Below are 16,456 nucleotides of genomic sequence, written 5' to 3' on the forward strand. Positions count from 1 at the left end.
CAAGGCCCGCATCAAGGTCGCACGCCAGCACGCCAAGGTGGCCGACCGGCGCCGGGACTTCCACCACAAGGCATCCACACAGATCATTCGCGACAACCAAGCGGTGTATGTGGAAGACCTCGCGGTGTCCGGCCTCGGCCGTACCCGGCTCGCCAAGTCCGTGCACGACGCGGGATGGTCCGCGTTCGTACGGATGCTGGAATACAAGGCGGTCAGGCACGGCCGCACCTTCGCCAAGGTGGACCGTGCCTTCCCCTCCTCCCAGGTCTGCTCGGCTTGCGGATTTAGGGACGGCCCCAAGCCCCTGCACGTCCGCGAGTGGACGTGCAGGGCCTGTGGCACCGTGCACGACCGCGACCACAACGCAGCCCGCGATGTCCTCTTCGAAGGACGCCGCATCGTCGCCGCCGGACGGGCGGAGACGTTAACCGCCTGTGGAGCGCCGGTAAGACGGGCACGCGTGCCCGCACAGCGCGGTGAAGCAGGAAGCCCCCGGAAGGGTCAGACGACCGAGGCCGGAATCTCTGGACTTCAGGCCAGGGAGCACGTCAAAGAACGGCCGTCACGGTCCCCGCCCCCACGGTCCGACCGCCTTCCCGGATCGCGAAGCCCAGCCCCGGCTCCAGGGGAACCTCGCGCCCCAGCTCGACGGTCATGACGACCCTCTCCCCGGGCCGCGCGACCCCCGCCTCCCCCAGGTCCACGTCCCCCACGACGTCCGCCGTGCGGATGTAGAACTGCGGCCGGTAGCCGGTGGCGATCGCCGTCGTACGACCCCCTTCGCGCGCGGAGAGCACGTACACCTGCGCGGAGAACCGCCGTCGCGGCAGGACGCTGCCCGGCGCCGCGACCACGTGCCCGCGCCGCACGGCGTCCCGCGGCACGCCCCGCAGCAGCAGCGCCACGTTGTCCCCGGCCTGCGCCTCCTCCATCGGCTTGCCGAAGGTCTCCAGGCCGGTGACGACGGACTCCAGCCCGGCGCCGAGCACTTCGATCCGGTCGCCCACCCGTACCGTGCCCCGCTCGACGGCTCCGGTGACGACGGTCCCCCGCCCCGTGATGGTGAGGACGTTCTCCACGGACAGCAGGAACGGCGCGTCCAGATACCGCTCCGGCATCGGCACATAGATGTCCACCGCGTCGAGCAGCGCGTCGACCGACGCCGTCCAGCGCGGGTCGCCCTCCAGGGCCTTCAGCCCCGAGACCCGTACGACTGGGGCGGCGTCGCCGCCGTAGCCGTGCGCGGTGAGCAGGTCGCGGACCTCCAGCTCGACGAGCTCGGCCAGCTCGTCGTCGGCCCGGTCGGCCATCGTCAGCGCGACGACGATGTGGTCGACGCCCACCTGCCGGGCGAGCAGGACGTGTTCGGCGGTCTGCGGCATGATCCCGTCGAGCGCGGAGACGACGAGGATCGCCCCGTCGAGCTGCGCGGCGCCGGTGACCATGTTCTTGACGTAGTCGGCGTGGCCCGGCATGTCGACGTGCGCGTAGTGGCGGGTGTCGGTCTCGTACTCGACGTGCGCGATGTTGATGGTGATGCCGCGCGCCGCCTCCTCGGGGGCGCGGTCGATGCGGTCGAAGGGCACGAAGGTGCCGGTGCCGCGGTCGGCGAGGACCTTGGTGATGGCGGCGGTCAGGGTGGTCTTGCCGTGGTCGACGTGGCCCATGGTGCCGATGTTCAGATGCGGCTTGGTGCGTACGTACGCGGTCTTGGACATGGCTGTACCTCGAAGCGTCTGCGTGGAAGATCTCCGACGGGAGAGGGGACCCCGGGTACTCGCCCCGACCCTCCCCCTGCGGGGTCCGCCGGACGATCCGGGGAGGGTCAGCTTCGGGCGCCGTCGAAAGCGGCCGGGTACAGCGGGACGGCAGCCTTCGGAGCATCCGCGACGGCGGATGCTGCTGTGGCGAAGGCGTACCGGAACATGATGTCGATCCTCTCCGATGGTTCGTTCGGCGTCGAATGGTTTTCGGGCGGTCCGCACGCCCCGGACGACGGAGCGGCCGGTGGCGGTGCCAATTCGGTTGAACGGGCACGAGTGGGCGCGGAGGCTTGCGGGGTGATCGTTGAACTGATTCCCGGCCGGCTGGGCTGGGACGACGTGGATCCCGCCCGTCATTCCTTCGACAGCGCTTCGGCGGCGGAGGTGGTGCGTTCGCTCGGGCCGGCCCTGCGGGTGCCGCGTCGGCCGGACGTTTCCCCGGCCGATCCCGCGGTGGGTGACTGGAGCTGGGACGTGGCCAGGCCCTGGTGCGACGCCATGTCGTTCGCCCTGGTCGAACGTTACGGGCGCTGGGCCGCCGGCTGGCGCTGGGCGCTCGACGAGGGGGACTTCGACGGGGGGCCGGTCGGGAGCTGGTGCTGTCCCTCGCACTCGGTGACCACCCCGGAGGAGACGCTCACCCGGGTCGTGGCGGGGCTGTGCGAGTGGCGCGGGTGGCTGGAGAGTCTCGCGGGGCGGTTCGAGGCGTATCCGCTGGACCTGGCCTCGGTCGACGACCAGCGGATCCTGTGGGAGTGCGCCGCCCGGAACCTGATCCTCCAGGTGACCGACCGCACCGGCGCCGGCAGCGGCTGGTACGGGCACTGCCACCAGGTGCTCACCTGGTTCCTCAGCCGCTGGGGGGTCGCGCCCGATGCCGCGCGGAAGATGGTCGAGCAGGCGATCGGCGGGCGGTTCCGGAGCTGGTCAGGCCCCGACCGGGTGCTGGTGGACGACGTGGCGGAGCGGCTCGCGGGGTCGCTGCGGCCGGACGACGACGTGTGGTCGCCCGCGCCGGTGCCGGACCATCTGGAGCGCTGGCTCGCGGTGCGCGAGGCGGTGCCGTGGCAGGAGGCTCCGGGCGGTGGCGAGGACGGGCCGGTCGTCCCGGTGTCCGACGGCGCGGCGGACGACATCCGCGCCTTCGACGGCGCCCTGGACCCCGCCCGCGCGCAGGGCCTGCTCACCGCACTGGAACTGGTCCGGGCCGACGCGGCACGCGCCGCCGCTCTCGACTTCGAGCTGCTGCGCGGCTGGCAGCGGCACGTCCTGGGCACACCGGAGCCGCCGGACTTCCGCAGCCTGCCCGCCTTCGCCAAGGAGGGCCGGGAACGCTACGGCATCGGCCCGGACACCCGCGCCCGCCTCGAGGCCTGTCTGGCGCAGAGCTCGGCGCACGGCGACCGGCCGCTCCCCCTGACGGCCCGTGCGGCCCGCGCCTGCCTGGACGTCTGCTTCTTCCATCCGTTCGAGGACGGCAACGCCCGGTCCGCCTTCCTGGCCCTCGTCTTCGTCCTCGCCCGCGAGGGCATCGCGCTCGACAAGGTCTTCCTCCTCCGCCGCGTCTCCTTCCAGGCCGACCACCCGCAGGACGGTCTGGTCCTCGCCCGCTACATCGACAGCCACCTGGAGGCAACCCGCCAGGGTGCCCGAGGGGAGCGGGGCTAGGTAGCGGTCCCGATGTTCTTCAGCGCCTCACGGACCGTCAGCGGTGCGAACCGGCCGCGCTCGCGGGCGAGGAAGTCGCGGACGGCCTCCGGGTCGGTCTTGGCGTACTCACGCAGGCACCAGCCGACGGCCTTGCGGATGAAGAAGTCCGGGTGGCCGGACTGGCGCAGGCAGTAGGCGAAGAGGCGATCGGCGTCGGTGCGGTCCTTGTAGCGGAGCTGGTGGAGCAGGGCCGTGCGGGCGACCCACAGGTCGCGGTCGGCGATCCAGTCGTCCATGGTGGCGGTGAGCCGGGGGTCGGCCTCGACCAGGGCGCCGACGACGTGCGCGGCGAGCAGGTCGACCGTGTCCCACCAGGAGGTCGTGGTGATCAGCCGGTGGGCGACCGGGAGGAAGGCAGAGGAGCAGCGTCCTGCGTGGCGGCGCAGATAGTCGACGGCGAAGTACTGGTACTCGCGCTCCGGCAGGGCCCAGCAGCGCAGGGCGATCGCCGCGCAGTCGGCCTCGGCGGGGCGGGGCGTGCCCGCGAGGACGGTCCGGGACAGGGCGCGGCGCTCGGGGGTGGGCAGGCCCAGGAAGGGGGCCACGTCCTTCATGTACGCCCGCATGGCGGCGGCCCTGCCGGGGTCGGCCGCGCCCGCGTACACGGCGGTGAGCCGCTCCAGCACGGTGTCGGCGAGAGCGCTGTGCGGTACGTCGGCGGCACCCGCGCCTGTGACGGTCATGAGACGAACCATACGGCGATCACACATGTCCGTCGGTTAGTGTCACGGGATGCTCGATGCCACCACCCGCTCTGGGGGCACCGCCACGGCCACTCCCCGGGCCGCCGCCACGGAGCTCCTGCTTCCCGTGCCTCTCGTCACCGCCACCGCGCCCGCCCGTCCCCTGGCGCGCCTCGGCAGAGTGCTGCTGTCGCCCTGGTCCCGGTTCGCGCTGCTCGTCGTCCTCCTCGCGGTGGCCGGTTCGAGCGTGCTGCTGTTCGAGCCGCAGAAGCTCCTCGCGGACGGCTGGCCGCCGCAGGTGGGCGGGGTGACGGCCGCCGTGGTGTTCGCGGTGGCGTACGGGCTGTGCACGGTCGCGTTCGTGCCCCGGCCGCTGCTGAACCTGGCGGCGGGCGCGGTGTTCGGCTCGGCCGTGGGGCTGGCGGCGGCGCTGGCGGGCACGGTGCTGGGCGCCGGGCTGGCGTTCGGCCTCGGCCGGGTGCTGGGGCAGGATGCCCTACGGCCCCTGCTGCGCGGCCGGCTGCTGAAGGCGGCGGACGGCCAGTTGAGCCGGCACGGGATGCGGTCGATGCTGGGGGCGCGGCTGTTCCCGGGGCTGCCGTTCTGGGGTGTGAACTACGCCGCGGCCGTGTCCAGGATGCGCTGGACGCCGTATCTGGTCGCGACCGCGCTGGGCTCGATCCCGAACACGGCCGCCTACGTCGTCGCCGGGGCCCGGGCCTCGACCCCGACGTCCCCGGTCTTCCTGATCGCGCTGGCCTCGATCGCCCTGCCGACGGTGGCGGGTGCGGTGGTGGCCTGGCGCAAGCGCCACCACCTGCGGCGCCGGTGATCCCTTACAGCGACTCCAGGATCATCGCGTTCGCCAGCCCGCCCGCCTCGCACATCGTCTGCAGGGCGTAGCGGGAGCCGCGTTCGCGCATGGCGTGGACGAGGGTCGTGGTCAGGCGGGTGCCGCTCGCGCCGAGGGGGTGGCCGAGCGCGATGGCGCCGCCGTGGACGTTGACCCTGGCGAGGTCGGCGCCGGTTTCCTGCTGCCAGGCGAGCACGACGGCGGCGAAGGCCTCGTTGACCTCGAAGAGGTCGATGTCGTCGAGGCGCAGTCCGGCCCGGCGCAGCACCTTGTCGGTCGCGGGGATCACGCCGGTGAGCATCAGCAGTGGGTCGGAGCCGGTGACGGCGAAGCCGTGCAGCCGGGCGAGGGGCCGCAGGCCGAGGCGGGCGGCGGTCTCGGTGGACGTGATGAGCACGGCCGAGGCGCCGTCGTTGACGGGGCTGGCGTTGCCCGCGGTGACGTTCCACTCGATCTGCGGGAAGCGGGCGGCGAACGCCGGGTCGTGATAGGCCGGCTTGAGCCCGGCGAGGATCTCGGGGGTGCTGCCGGGCCGTACGCTCTCGTCGCGCGTGACGTTGCCGAGGGGTGCGACCTCGGCGTCGAAGAGGCCGTTGTTCCAGGCCGCGGCGGCCCTCTGATGCGAGGACACGGCGAAGGCGTCCATCTGCTCGCGGGTGATCGACCACTTGGCGGCGATGAGTTCGGCGCTGATTCCCTGCGGGACGAGTCCGTCGGGGTAGCGCTCCGCGACACCGGGGCCGAAGGGGTCCTTGCCGGGCGGCACGTTGGACCACATCGGCACCCGGCTCATCGACTCGACCCCGCAGGCGACGACGAGGTCGTAGGCGCCGGACATGACGCCCTGCGCCGCGAAGTGCACGGCCTGCTGGGAGGAGCCGCACTGCCGGTCCACGGTGGTCGCGGGGACCGTCTCCGGGAAACCCGCGGAGAGGGCGGCGTAGCGGGTGGTGTTCATGGCCTGCTCGCCGACCTGGTCGACGGTGCCGCCGATGACGTCGTCGATCAGCGCGGGGTCGACGCCGGAGCGTTCGACGAGGGTGCGCAGGGTGTGGGCGAGGAGTTCGACGGGGTGGACGTGCGCGAGGGAGCCGTTCGGCTTGCCCTTGCCGATCGGGGTGCGTACGGCTTCGACGATGACTGCGTCACGCATGTGCGGGCCTCCGCGACTACCGGTGAGTAGGAAATCCGAACTCACCATAGCCCGGTAAGTTTGGAAATCCAACTCACTAGAGTCTGCTTTTCCAACCCTCCCCCTAGACTGATCCGCATGGCCGCCTCCAAGAGCTCCAGAGAACCGCGCCCCTGCTCGATCGCGGACGCCCTCGCCCTCGTCGGCGAGAAGTACTCGCTGCTCGTCCTGCGCGAGGTGTGCCTGGGCAACGGCCGCTTCGACCAGCTGGTGCGCAACATCGGCGTCCCGCGCGACATCCTGGCCACCCGGCTGCGCCGCCTCGTCGACGCCGGGATCCTCACCAAGCAGGCCTACAGCGAACGCCCGCAGCGCTTCGAGTACCGGCCCACGCGGGCGGGCCTGGAACTGGAGCCGGTCCTGATGACCCTCATGGCGTGGGGCGACCGCCACCTCCGCGAGGACGCCGACCGCCCGATGGTGATCGAGCACGTCTGCGGCCACGAACTGCTCCCGGTCGTCACCTGCTCGGCCTGCGGCGACCCGGTCCGTCACGACGACCTCAGCGCCCATCCGCAGGCACCGGGGTGGACGGTGACGGGCCCTACGGCGGCGTAGCCCCCGGGCCGTATCACGCGTGCGCGTGGCAGAACGCCCGCACCGCCCTGTTGAAGCCCTCCGGCGCCTCCAGATTGCTGACATGTCCCACGCCCGGGATCACCACGAGCTCGCAGTCGGGCAGGGCCGCCTGGAAGGCACGGGCGACACCGAGGGGTGAGCGCGCGTCGAGTTCGCCCCACACAAGCAGCACCGGCACACCGATCGCGGGCAGCAGATCCCGCTCGTCGGCCTCGGCCATGAGGAAGAGCTGAGCGCCGAGCGTCTCGGGCCGGACGTCCCGCGCCATCGCGTCGAGCAGCGGTACGAAGGCGGCGGGCGGGTCCCCGGCGAACAGCCCCGGCAGCGTCGGATCGAAGCGTTCCCGGGGTACGGCGAGCATCCGCCGCACCCCCTCGACACGGGCCGCCACCTCCTCGGGCGGCAGCGAGCCCTTCCACCCCGCGTAGGTGTCGGCCAGGATCAGCGTCCTGACCAGCTCCGGGTGGTGCCGGTACAGCTCCAGTACGACGGTGCCGCCCCAGGACAGGCCCGCGACCTGGGCCGGGCCGAGCCCCAGCTCCTCGATCAGCGCGGCGAGGCAGTGCGCGAAGTCCGCGAGCCCGAAGCCGGCCGGCAGGTCCGAGGACCGCCCCGCTCCCGGTTCGTCCCAGGCAACGACTGTGAACTCGTCGGCGAGATCCTCGAGTTGTGGCTGCCACATCCGCCCGTCGATCCCCGCCCCGTGCACCAGCACGAGCGGCGGCCCGTGCCCGTGCCGCGCATAGGCCACCTCGACGCCGCCGACCAGCGCTGTCCCCATGGGACCAGGCTAGGTCTGGCACCCGGACAGCGCCCTCCAGAGCGGGCTGCCTCAGCTCCGGGCGGCGCTCTCCGCGAGGTCGAACACCGACCCGCACCCGGAGCACGTCACCCGGCCGAACAGCCGGGTCACCCACTCGGCCACGGCGTCCTGGCCGGCCCGCAGGGCCATCGCGTGCAGCCGGGCGCCGACGCCGGTCAGCGCGGCGGGATCGGCCGGATGCAGTTCGGCCTGGCAGTCGTCCACGTACTCCCCCACCATGACCTCGGTGAACGCCTCGCACCGCGGGCACCCGGCCTCGAAGTCCTCCAGCAGCCGCTCCAGTTCCGCTCCCCAGAAGGGCACCCCCTCGAAGGCAAGCAGGAACTGCACGAAGTAGACGAACTCGTTCGGATCGTCGGCCGGGACCCGCCCCAGGCACTCCCGGCACACCGCGAGCAGCTCGGCGATCTCGTCCTCGTACCGGCGCCGGTCCTCCGGCTCGGCCTCGCCGACGATGAACCCGGCGAGCGAGACCGCGTCGACCCGGTCGCCGGCCGCCCGCCCCACGGCCACGTCCGTGAGCAGCGGCAGCGCGGCGAAGCTCGCCTCGTACACGCTCCCCTGGTGGTACAGGTCGGACCAGATGGCGTCCCAGATCTCCTTGTCGCCCGGCCCGCCGTCGAGCCGCGCGAAAAGCGCCGGTATGCCGTCCGCGGGCCCGGAGGCGTGGGTGAGCTTCGACCAGTCGGTCGTGGGGTGCGTCATGGCCGGCATTGTGCACCGCCGAGGTGACGTCAGCCCTGCGGGTACACGTCCAGCCGCCCGCACATCCCGAACTTCCCGCGCGTGGACGGCTGTTCGGCCCGTACGACGGCGTCGGCGAGGTGGGTGGCGTCGCCTCGCGCCAGCCGGTCGAGCTGCTCCCCCGTGGCCTCGGCCGCCGCCCGGGCGCCGCGCCGCCAGCGTTCCCGCCACTCGTCGATCCGGGGCCGTACGAGCGCGGCGGCGGCCCGGTGGAAGGTGGCCAGCCCCTCGGGGGCCTCCCTGAGCGCGCGGTACCCCTCCAGGGCGAGGTCGCGCCGGGCACGGGCGATCCGGGCCTGCTCCTCCTCGGGGGCGTCGGCCGGGATCGTGGTCGCGGCGGCGTAGGTCTCCGGGTCGGCCAGGTACTCCGGGGGCAGGGTGAGGACCGCGTCGCCCGCCTCCGGGAGGCCGCTGTTCTGCATCAGCACGGTGATGCGCAGATCGTCCTCGTTGACCAGCCGGTGGATCGTGCCCGGCGTGAACCAGGCGACCGTGCCGGGCGCGAGGGGCGTGACCTCGTAGCCGGACGTGGTCAGCGTCTGGACCGCACCCCGGCCGCCCGTGACGACGTACCCCTCCGAACAGGTCAGATGCAGATGGGGGGTTCCGCCGTGCAGTCCGTCGGCGGCGGGCCAGTCGTACACGCACAGGTGCGAGAGCGCGACCCCGCCGGGCAGCCCCCCGTACCCGGTCACCACGGGTGTGTCTCCAGGTACTTGGCGATCTCCTCCCGCTCCCAGGCGCCGTCGGCCACGACCACGCGGTAGCGGCGGGTGAGCGTGTCGCCCGGGGCGAGCTCCAGCTCGTCGAAGAACGCCCAGGACGGGGCCATGCCCGCGAAGGGCTCGTTGCGGACGAACCAGTGCGCGGGGTGGGCGCCGTGCGCGCCGGAGTGGTCGTTCTCGGGGGCGTGCGCGAAGACGACGGTGGCGTGGCCGTCGGTGCCGTCGTGCTCACCGGAGAGAGCCAGCCAAGGGCTCTGCGAGGCCATGAGGCCCGGGCCCTCGCCGTCGGGGCCGATGATCCGGCCGTCGCGGAAGGCGCGCGGGCCGCGCCAGAACAGTCCCGTGTAGCCGGCCAGCTCGCGTCCGGCGGTGGTCGGGCTGCCGAAGCGCAGCGGCTCGTCGCGCCGGTTGGTGATCGCGCTGGTCCAGGTCAGCGCCCAGGACCCGGACTCCGCGTCCACGTCGTGGACCTCGATCCGGCGCGCCTCCTCGGCCCACAGCTCACCGCTGTACGGGTGCCAGGTCAGCCGCTCGGCGATGACGGCCCGCCCGTCTCCGGCGGACACCTCGTCGAAACCGACGTGGGCCATCGAGCCGACGCGCTCGGGGATGGCCACGTACCCCTCGCCGTGGACGTACGAGTTGCCGCCCCACAGGTTCGCGCCGGAGAGGTGGGAGGCGGTCAGCGACAGGCCCTTGTGCCAACGGTGGTCGTTGGGCCGGTAGTCGGTGACGACATCGCCCGCGAGGGTGCGCAGCGGATGGATGTACGGCCTCGGCGCCTCCCAGGCCGCCTCCTGCCGGTAGACGTAGGCCAGCAGCTGAACACCGGTGCCGGGGTCGGTCAGCGTGATCCGGTCGCCGTGGGCGTGGACTAGCCGCAGGTCGCCGCTCATGCGGGCACCTCGACGTCCGCCGTGGCCTTGCCGGGCGCCCAGCCGGGGGCGCCGCCGTGCAGGGCGGTGTAGTACGGGTCGCCGGGGCCGATCTCCCCGCGCCTGACCGTCGTGTCCGTGAAGGCCGACTTGTACAGCGAGGTGATCAGCTCCAGGCTCGTGCGCCCGTCTGCGCCGCTGCTGCGCGGCCGCTCGCCGGCGCGCATGCTGGCGACCAGCTCCCGCAGCTGCGCCAGGTGCGAGCTGGGCACGTCCGCGCCGAAGTCCTGCCACGCGGCCACATCGTCGCCGGTCGCGTCGGGGGCGGGGGTGATGCGCCAGTCGGCGTTGGAGTGGCCGTAGAGGTGGGTGAGCTCGACGGTGGCGCGCTCGCAGTCGATCCGGATACGGCTGACCTCGTCGGGGCTCAGGACGCTGTTGACGACCGTCGCCATCGCCCCGTTCTCGAACCGGAGCAGGGCGGTCGACACGTCCTCGGTCTCGACGTCGTGGACGAGCCGCCCGGCCATGGCGCGCACCTCGCTCCACGGCCCGAGGAGGTCGAGCAGCAGATCCATCTGATGGATCCCGTGGCCCATCGCCGGGCCACCGCCCTCGGTCCGCCAGCGACCCCGCCAGGGCACGGCGTAGTAGGCGGTGTCGCGGTACCAGGTGGTCTGGCAGTGCGCGACGAGCGGCCGCCCCAGAGCCCCCTCGGCGAGCAGCCGCTTCACGTGCCGGGTGCCGGAGCCGAAGCGGTGCTGGAAGACGATCGAGGAGTACGGCCCGCTCTCCGCGCCCTCCTCGGCCTGTACGGCGTCGTAGTCGGCGAGGGTCGGCACCGGCGGCTTCTCGCACCACACCCAGGCGCCGGCCCGCAGCGCGGCCACGCTCTGCTCGCGGTGCAGGGTCGGCGGGGTGCAGATGGTCACCAGGTCCGGGCGCTGCTCGGCGAGCATCCGCTCCAGATCGGTGTAGGCGTGCGGAACGCCACCCTCCGCGCAGAACGCCTCGACCGCCTCGGCATCGATGTCAACGGCCGCGACCACCTCGGTCTCGCCCTCGGCGGCGAGCTGCTTGAGGGCGGAGAGATGGGAGCCGCGCCCGATGGCACCGGTCCCGACGACAGCGGCCCGGACCGGACGGCCGGAGAGCGGAGTGGTGGGGGACATGGGCGTGATCAGCACTCCTCCGAGGTACGGCCCGAAGGACCGGTGAGCGGCAAACGGAGCAGCAAGCACGCTCAGCAAGCGCTTTCCGCTCGGCAGCAAGTTATGCGGCGCCCCAGGGAGCGGTCAACCATCCACGCCTCTGGTCGCCGACCGGGGGTGGGACCGCTGGTCGGAGCGGGCGCGGGAGATCCGACCCGAGAGGCCGCCGGGGCCGACCGGGCGGGCCTGGCGACCGCTGGCCGGACGGGGGGCTGCTGTTGGCGAATTCACGCGCGGCGAGAGCGGGGGGTGAGAGCCGGGTGTGTGCGCTCAGTCTCAGCGACACGCCGCGTGCACGGCGTGTCGCTGAGACTCGATCACCACTTGCCGGCCGTCGACCGGATTCGCCACCAGCATCCGACGGTGAGCCGGGCGCCGCGCGGACGGCCGTCCGGGGCCGGCCCGACCGGCCGGCATCCCCGCGGCCCGACCGGGCGCCGGCCACCTCCGACCCGGTCGGTGGCCGGGACCACGCGCTCAGCCACTCGAACCCGCCCCGGTCCCCCGCCAGACCCCCACCCGACCAAGCGCCAGCCCCCACCCGACCGAACGCCAGACCTCCAACACGACCGAGCGTCAGACCTCCAACCCGACCGAGCGTCAGACCTCCAACACGACCGAGCGTCAGAACCCCGTCCCCCAGCCACTCGAACTCGCCCCAACCGGCCGCCGCCCCCCTCTCCCGTCCGAGCGCGAGACCTCCGGCCCGACCGGGAGCCCACCCGCACGGCCGCCTCAGGCCCGCCCCGGGCTACTGGGGCCCGACCGGAGCCAGGGGCCCCGTCCGTGCGGCCGCCTCGGGCGCCCACTCCGGCTCAGCTGACAGCCCCTCGCGCGCTCGACTACTCGCCCCTCGACCTCTGGAGCCCTCGACTGCTCGCCTCCCCGACCCCTCGGCCCCCGACCCCTCGGCCCCCGACCCCTCGGCCTCTCGACCCCTCGGCCTCCGGGTCGGCCGGGAGGTCCGGCGCGCGACGGGGTGGCCAGGGCGCCGCCCACACGGCCGTCTCAGGCCCCGTACCGTGCCGCCGTCAGACCCGTACCGTGCCGCCGTCAGACCCGTACCGTGCCGCCGTCAGGCACTGCCCGGCGGTAGCCCGGGCCCGTCCGGTCGGGACGTCGGCGCCCCGAACCGGCCCCGCCTTCCCTGCCGCCCTCCCTGTCGCCTACGAAACCCCTGTGGCGGGCCTGTCGCCCGGGCCCGCTACGCTTCCCCTCGCACACCCTTGATCACCTGATCACCGCGCGCGGGCGGCCGTCGCCCCGTCGCCTCGCTCCGATCGGCGCTTGGACTCCTTTACCTCATGTCTTGGTTTGAATCGCTCATCCTCGGACTCGTCCAGGGGCTGACCGAGTTCCTCCCCGTCTCCTCCAGCGCGCATCTGCGGCTGACCGCCGCCTTCTCGGGCTGGAAGGACCCTGGCGCCGCCTTCACGGCGATCACCCAGATCGGCACGGAGGCCGCTGTGCTGATCTACTTCCGCAAGGACATCGGGCGGATCATCGCCGCATGGTCGAAGTCGCTGTTCGACAAGACGATGCGCAAGGACCACGACGCCCAGATGGGCTGGCTGGTGATCGTCGGCTCGATACCCATCGGTGTGCTGGGGCTCACGCTCAAGGACCAGATCGAGGGCCCGTTCCGTGATCTGCGGGTCACCGCGACCATGCTCGTGGTGATCGGCATCGTCATCGGCGTCGCCGACCGGCTGGCGGCGCGCGACGAGACGGGCGGGAAGCACCGCGCGCCCAAGCAGCGCAAGTCGCTGGAGAATTTGGGCGTCAAGGACGGCCTGATCTTCGGCCTCTGCCAGGCCTGCGCGCTGGTCCCCGGCGTCTCCCGCTCCGGCGCCACGATCAGCGGCGGCCTCTTCATGGGCTACAAGCGCGAGGCGGCCGCCCGTTACTCGTTCCTGCTCGCCATCCCTGCCGTCCTGGCCTCCGGGACCTTCGAGGTGAAGGACGCGCTGGAGACCGGACATGTGGCGTGGGGGCCGACGCTGTTCGCGACGGTGATCGCGTTCGCGTCCGGTTATGCCGTAATTGCCTGGTTCATGAAATTCATCTCCACCAAGTCCTTTATGCCGTTCGTCTACTACCGTGTCGTCCTCGGCGTCGTGATCATCGCCCTCGTCGCAACGGGCGCGCTCAGTCCCCACGCGGCGGAGTCGGCGGGCTGAGTCCGGCACTCCCCCGACACCGGCGGGGTCTTCCCACGCACCCACGCCCCCGCGCACCCACGCGCCCGGAGCGGCCCGGGGAAGATCCCGGACTCCCGGACAGGCCCGCCCCGTTGATCGATCAACCGTGACCAAGCCCATAACGGTTCACGTAGCGGAGGCATAGCGCGCTGTCAGTTGCTGCCCCTACGCTGACAGCCATGTCCCCCAATTCTGATGCCCCTGGTTCCGTGCGGTCCGCTTCCGAGGTGAACGAGCGGATCAGGTCCTTGTGGCTGCGCGCCGGCGGGTCGCTGTCGACCCAGGAGCGGGCCGAGTACGAGCTGCTGGTGGTGGAGTGGGCCGCGGCGATCCGCGGTGAGGTGGTCACGGCGGCCTGAGCAGCGCAGGGCGAGGCCGCCAGGCCTCAGCCCGCAACCGCCTGGGCGGCCGGCTCCTCCGGCTCAGACTCAGGCTCCGGCTCCGCGTCCCGTGCCCCCGCGCCAAGCTGCTCCCGCACATAACTCCAGACCACCCCGGTCAACGCGGCGATCGGAACGGCGAGCAGGCTCCCCACGATCCCGGCCAGACTGCCGCCCAGCGTCACCGCCAGCAGGATGACCGCCGCATGCAGTCCGAGCCCCCGGCTCTGGATCATCGGCTGGAACACATTGCCCTCCAGCTGCTGCACCACGACGATGATCGCCAACACGATCAGGGCATCCGTCGGACCGTTCGACACCAGCGCGATGAGAACGGCCACGAACCCGGCGAACAGCGCCCCCACGATCGGCACGAACGCGGAGACGAAGGTCAGCACCGCCAGCGGAAGCACCAGCGGCACCCCCAGGATCCACAGGCCCAGGCCGATGAAGACGGCGTCGAGCACACCGACGAGCGCCTGGGAGCGTACGAAGGCGCCGAGGGTCTCCCAGCCGCGCAGGGCGACGATCGGGACGTCGGTGGCGAACCGGCCGGGCAGCTGGCGGGTGAGCCAGGGCAGGAACCGCGGGCCGTCCTTGAGGAAGAAGAACATCAGGAAGACGGCCAGGACGGCGGTGACGACACCGTCGACCACCGTGCCCACTCCCGAGGCGACCGTGCCGACCAGGCTGCCGACGCTGTTCTGAACACGGTCGACCGCCGCGTCGAAAGCACCGGCGATCTCCTCGTCGCCGATGTTCAGCGGCGGCCCCTCGGCCCATTCGCGCACCCGCTGCATACCGGCGACCACACCGTCCGTCAGCTCGCCCGACTGCGAGGCGACCGGCACCGCGATCAGCGCCAGGATGCCCAGCACGACCAGGACGAACAACAGAGTCACGACGGACGCGGCGGCGGCCGGACGCCAGCCGCGCCTCCGCAGGAAACGGGTCAACGGCCAGGTCAGGGTGGTGAGGAACAGGGCGACCGTCAGTGGCCACACGACGGACCACATCCGGCCGAGCACCCACAGCGCCACCGTGAGCATCACGAGGACCAGCAGCAACTCACCGGAGACACGCGCCGCTCCACGCAGCGCGGCACGCGTTTTCGCGGAACTCAACGGGGCAGACATGCGATCACCCTATGGGCAGCCCCGGCGCCCCCTGTGGGCGGGCCCACAACCGGCGATCCGTGACATCCCCGGTCCCGAGAACGGTCTCCTGCCCCTCCGCCGCGTTCACGGACCCTTTGACATGGCCGTCTGGCTTGGCTGGAGACCAGCACAGCGCGGCCGGCTCGTCGAGCGATCCGTGCTCAGCCCGGCCTGAGCGGCCTCAACTGATCCACAGGAATCGACAATTACTCCGTCGGCGGCGGCGCTACGCTCCTGTGTCGTGCACAAGACGCGTCTGGACACTGCTCGGATCCGGGCGGTACGCGGGGTGATCGACCCAGTTTTTCTCGACACGCCGCTGTACCGCTGCGAGGCGCTGGAACCCGTCCTCGGCTGCACGGTGAGCATCAAGCTCGAAACGGCGAACCCGGTCCGCAGCTTCAAGGCCCGCGGCACCGAGGTCTTCGCGAGCCTGCTCGCCGACCATGACTCGCGAGCCGTCGTGTGCGCCAGCGCGGGCAATCTTGGCCAAGCCCTCGCCTGGTCCGGTCGCGGCCGGGGGCTCGACGTCACCGTCGTGGCATCCCGCTTCGCGACTGCGGCCAAGCTTGATCGCATCCGCGCACTGGACGCCAGGCTGGAGCTGGTGGACGGCGACCACGAGGTGGCTCGCGAGCGAGCGTCGGCCATCGCACGGTACGACGGCATCCGGCTGCTCGAAGACAGCCTGGACATCGAGACCTGCGAGGGCGCGGCGACCATCGGCCTGGAACTGGTGGACACCGCGCCGTCGTTCGACACCGTCCTGATCGCCCTCGGTGGTGGGGCACTGGCCACCGGCGTGGGTCATGTGGTGAAGGCATTGGCACCCGAAGTCGAGGTGATCTGCGTCCAGCCGCTGGGCGCACCGGCGCTGACACACTCGTGGCGCGGGCGGCGCGTCGTCACCACCGACTCGACCCACACCATCGCCGACGGCGTCGCGGGCCGGCGTCCCATCCCGGCCGTCCTGAACGACCTCCTCCTGGTCGCCGACGATGCCGTACTGGTCCAGGAGGCGTCGATCATCGCCGGTATGCGGATGCTCCTCGACCACGCCGGTCTCGTCGCCGAACCGTCGGCCGCGCTCGGTATCGCGGCGATCCTCGAAGACCGTGACCGCTTCGCCGGTCGCCACGTAGTCACGATCGTGTGCGGCAGCAACGTCGACGTGGACGCCTATCACCGCTGGGTCGGTGCGGCTCCGCTCCACAGGTCCTGACGTTGCGCGCCGGTCGGGTGTGCCGTCACCGTCCTCGGCCGGTCACCTCGTCGGTGTCGTTCGGGCGCGGGCGTCTTTGTTCACCTCGCTCAGGTCCAGGGCCTTGGCGAGTTCCCTCAGCCGGGCCTTGAGCTTCCTCGGGAGATGCAGCGGCTGGTTGAGGTACGACGGTTCCACCGGCGTCCCGATCTCTGTTCCCGGCACGAAGCCGTGCAGCGCGGGGACCCGCAGGATCTGCTCCGAGAGCCGTTCGGCTTCCTTGGCGAGCAGCGGTCCCACACCGGCCACCAGATCGGCCTTGTGCACCCGCACGCGGGTGACAAAAAGCCGGTGCCGGC

At 72.2% G+C, this 16,456-nt stretch carries 16 protein-coding genes and 1 pseudogene; 7 read left to right on the forward strand and 10 right to left on the reverse strand.

What is annotated here, in order from left to right; all coding sequences use genetic code 11:
• Positions 1–532: pseudogene (locus ACLZN2_RS35760) on the forward strand (RNA-guided endonuclease TnpB family protein); the annotation flags it as partial.
• A 16-nt stretch (positions 533–548) separates the two neighbouring features.
• Here ACLZN2_RS35760 and tuf read toward each other — a convergent pair.
• Entirely contained in the window at positions 549–1,718 is a 1,170-nt protein-coding gene (tuf, locus tag ACLZN2_RS35765) for an elongation factor Tu (protein ID WP_416983659.1), read from the reverse strand.
• A gap of 342 nt (positions 1,719–2,060) precedes the next feature.
• Here tuf and ACLZN2_RS35770 point away from each other — a divergent pair, with 342 nt between their 5' ends.
• Positions 2,061–3,431, forward strand: coding sequence for a Fic family protein (locus ACLZN2_RS35770; protein WP_416983660.1), 1,371 nt, complete (start codon positions 2,061–2,063; stop codon positions 3,429–3,431).
• Here the strand turns inward: ACLZN2_RS35770 and ACLZN2_RS35775 are convergent.
• A complete protein-coding gene (locus ACLZN2_RS35775; RefSeq protein ID WP_416983662.1) occupies positions 3,428–4,156 on the reverse strand; it encodes a DNA alkylation repair protein in 729 nt (242 codons plus the stop codon). The genes ACLZN2_RS35770 and ACLZN2_RS35775 overlap by 4 nt on opposite strands.
• A 49-nt stretch (positions 4,157–4,205) precedes the next feature.
• On the opposite strand from ACLZN2_RS35775, the gene ACLZN2_RS35780 reads away from it, so the two are divergent.
• Entirely contained in the window at positions 4,206–4,988 is a 783-nt protein-coding gene (locus ACLZN2_RS35780) for a TVP38/TMEM64 family protein (protein WP_416983663.1), read from the forward strand.
• A gap of 4 nt (positions 4,989–4,992) precedes the next feature.
• Here ACLZN2_RS35780 and ACLZN2_RS35785 read toward each other — a convergent pair whose 3' ends face one another.
• Entirely contained in the window at positions 4,993–6,162 is a 1,170-nt protein-coding gene (locus ACLZN2_RS35785) for a thiolase family protein (protein ID WP_416983665.1), read from the reverse strand.
• A gap of 117 nt (positions 6,163–6,279) precedes the next feature.
• Here ACLZN2_RS35785 and ACLZN2_RS35790 point away from each other — a divergent pair, with 117 nt between their 5' ends.
• Complete coding sequence (locus ACLZN2_RS35790; RefSeq protein WP_416983666.1) at positions 6,280–6,759, forward strand: winged helix-turn-helix transcriptional regulator; 480 nt, start codon at positions 6,280–6,282, stop codon at positions 6,757–6,759.
• A gap of 13 nt (positions 6,760–6,772) precedes the next feature.
• On the opposite strand, the gene ACLZN2_RS35795 is transcribed toward ACLZN2_RS35790, so the two are convergent.
• Genes ACLZN2_RS35795 through ACLZN2_RS35815 form a run of 5 tightly spaced genes read right to left on the reverse strand, consistent with a single transcriptional unit; the run spans position 6,773 to position 11,119 of the window.
• Entirely contained in the window at positions 6,773–7,561 is a 789-nt protein-coding gene (locus ACLZN2_RS35795; RefSeq protein WP_416983667.1) for an alpha/beta fold hydrolase, read from the reverse strand.
• A 51-nt stretch (positions 7,562–7,612) separates the two neighbouring features.
• Entirely contained in the window at positions 7,613–8,308 is a 696-nt protein-coding gene (locus tag ACLZN2_RS35800) for a hypothetical protein (RefSeq protein WP_416983668.1), read from the reverse strand.
• 29 nt (positions 8,309–8,337) lie between these two features.
• On the reverse strand, positions 8,338–9,045 hold the full coding sequence (locus ACLZN2_RS35805) for a cupin domain-containing protein (protein ID WP_416983669.1): 708 nt from the start codon (positions 9,043–9,045) through the stop codon (positions 8,338–8,340).
• A complete protein-coding gene (locus tag ACLZN2_RS35810) occupies positions 9,039–9,968 on the reverse strand; it encodes a PmoA family protein (protein WP_416983670.1) in 930 nt (309 codons plus the stop codon). The genes ACLZN2_RS35805 and ACLZN2_RS35810 overlap by 7 nt, the downstream gene beginning before the upstream one ends.
• Positions 9,965–11,119 carry a Gfo/Idh/MocA family protein gene (locus ACLZN2_RS35815; RefSeq protein WP_416983671.1) on the reverse strand — a complete coding sequence of 385 codons (1,155 nt, stop codon included), beginning with the start codon at positions 11,117–11,119 and terminating at the stop codon, positions 9,965–9,967. Before ACLZN2_RS35815 ends, ACLZN2_RS35810 begins: the two co-directional genes overlap by 4 nt.
• A gap of 1,343 nt (positions 11,120–12,462) precedes the next feature.
• On the opposite strand from ACLZN2_RS35815, the gene ACLZN2_RS35820 reads away from it, so the two are divergent.
• Positions 12,463–13,338: an undecaprenyl-diphosphate phosphatase gene (locus ACLZN2_RS35820; protein WP_416983672.1), complete on the forward strand. Its 876-nt coding sequence runs from the start codon at positions 12,463–12,465 to the stop codon at positions 13,336–13,338.
• Between the two features lie 200 nt (positions 13,339–13,538).
• Positions 13,539–13,718, forward strand: coding sequence for a hypothetical protein (locus tag ACLZN2_RS35825; RefSeq protein ID WP_416983673.1), 180 nt, complete (start codon positions 13,539–13,541; stop codon positions 13,716–13,718).
• Between the two features lie 26 nt (positions 13,719–13,744).
• Here ACLZN2_RS35825 and ACLZN2_RS35830 read toward each other — a convergent pair whose 3' ends face one another.
• Positions 13,745–14,875 (reverse strand): AI-2E family transporter, encoded by a 1,131-nt coding sequence (locus tag ACLZN2_RS35830; protein WP_416983674.1) that lies wholly within the window; start codon positions 14,873–14,875, stop codon positions 13,745–13,747.
• Between the two features lie 262 nt (positions 14,876–15,137).
• Here ACLZN2_RS35830 and ACLZN2_RS35835 point away from each other — a divergent pair, with 262 nt between their 5' ends.
• On the forward strand, positions 15,138–16,118 hold the full coding sequence (locus ACLZN2_RS35835) for a threonine ammonia-lyase (protein WP_416983675.1): 981 nt from the start codon (positions 15,138–15,140) through the stop codon (positions 16,116–16,118).
• Positions 16,119–16,160: 42 nt separating this feature from the next.
• Here the strand turns inward: ACLZN2_RS35835 and ACLZN2_RS35840 are convergent, their stop codons facing one another.
• Positions 16,161–16,430 carry a hypothetical protein gene (locus ACLZN2_RS35840; RefSeq protein WP_416983677.1) on the reverse strand — a complete coding sequence of 90 codons (270 nt, stop codon included), beginning with the start codon at positions 16,428–16,430 and terminating at the stop codon, positions 16,161–16,163.
• Positions 16,431–16,456 lie beyond the last annotated feature (26 nt).

It is taken from the genome of Streptomyces sp. T028, from assembly GCF_048159505.1.
GTDB lineage: Bacteria > Actinomycetota > Actinomycetes > Streptomycetales > Streptomycetaceae > Streptomyces.